This window comes from Streptomyces sp. NPDC001822 (assembly GCF_042892135.1).
In the GTDB taxonomy this organism is placed as follows: Bacteria; Actinomycetota; Actinomycetes; order Streptomycetales; family Streptomycetaceae; genus Streptomyces.
In genome coordinates this window covers 1-1,266 of the sequence record NZ_JBIATW010000035.1, presented here as the reverse complement: position 1 = coordinate 1,266, position 1,266 = coordinate 1, and the positions used below count along the sequence as shown (strand labels likewise).

At 67.9% G+C, this 1,266-nt stretch carries 1 protein-coding gene; it reads right to left on the bottom strand.

All coding sequences use genetic code 11. The features are described from left to right. Positions 1–34: 34 nt before the first annotated feature. A protein-coding gene (locus ACFYY2_RS34715; RefSeq protein ID WP_388750748.1) for an IS3 family transposase occupies positions 35–1,197 on the bottom strand; the annotation gives its coding sequence in 2 pieces (ribosomal slippage) (positions 35–910 and positions 913–1,197; 1,161 coding nt in all). Positions 1,198–1,266: the final 69 nt, after the last annotated feature.

Genomic DNA, 1,266 nt, shown 5'->3' with positions numbered 1-1,266 from the left:
TGGGGTCTGCCGCACCTTCAGGTGACAGGTTCAGTCACGCGGCTTGGAGGGCCGGTGTGGTCATGACGGTTTCGTATTCGACGGGTGTGAGCCGGCCGAGGGCGGCTTGTCTGCGGCGTCGGTGGTAGGTCCGCTCGATCCAGGTCACGATCGCGATGCGGAGTTCCTCGCGGGTGGCCCAGGTGCGGCGGTCGAGGACGTTCTTCTGCAGCAGGCTGAAGAAGGACTCCATGGCCGCGTTGTCGCCGGCCGCCCCGACTCGTCCTATCGAGCCGGCCATCTGGTGGCGGCCGAGCGCTTGTACGAGTTTCCTTGATCGAAATTGCGATCCTCTGTCGCTGTGCAGGATGCATCCGGCGACGTTCTGCCGCCGGGCGACCGCGTTGTCCAGGGCGGTCACGGCCAGCCGGGACTTCATCCGTGCGTCGATGGAGTAGCCCACGATCCGGTTGCTGAAGACGTCCTTGACCGCGCAGAGATAGAGCTTGCCCTCGCCGGTGGGGTGTTCGGTGATGTCGGTGAGCCAGAGCTGGTTCGGGCCGGTCGCGGTGAAGGCCCGGTTGACCAGGTCCTCGTGGACCGGCGGGCCCGCCTTCTTGGTCCGGCCGCGTTTCTTGCCGAACACGCTCCACCACTGGTTGTCCCGGCAGATCCGCCACGCGGTCCGGTCGGCCATGTCGGCACCGGCGTCGCGGGCCTCGTCGGCCAGGAAGCGGTAGCCGAACTCCGGGTCGTCGCGGTGTGCGGCGAACAGCGCGTGCGCGCGATGCGCCTCGGCGAGCTCGGCTGGGGTCACCGGGTCGTCGAGCCAGCGGTAGTAGGGCTGTCTGGCGAGCTTCAGCACCCGGCACGCGACCGTGACGGGCACCCCGTCACCGGCCAGCTCCTTCACGAGCGGGTAGATCCTTTTCCCGGGAGGTTCGCCTGCGACAGATAGGCCGCCGCCCGCCGCAGGACCTCGTTCTCCTGCTCCAGCAGCTTGATCCGCCGGCGGGCCTCTCGTAGTTCCGTGCTCTCCTGGCTGGTCGTCCCGGGCTTCGTGCCGTCGCCGATGTCCGCACGGCGCATCCACTTCCACAGCGTCATCGCGTGGACGCCGAAGTCGGCGGCCACCTGCTCGACAGTGACGCCCGGGCCGCGGTTCCTCGCGACTCGCACGACGTCCTCGCGGAACTCCTGGGGGTAAGGCTTGGGCACAGCGACATCCTTCCCACCTGCCCTACAAGGCAAGCCAGTTCAGATGTCACCCGATCGTGCATCAGACCC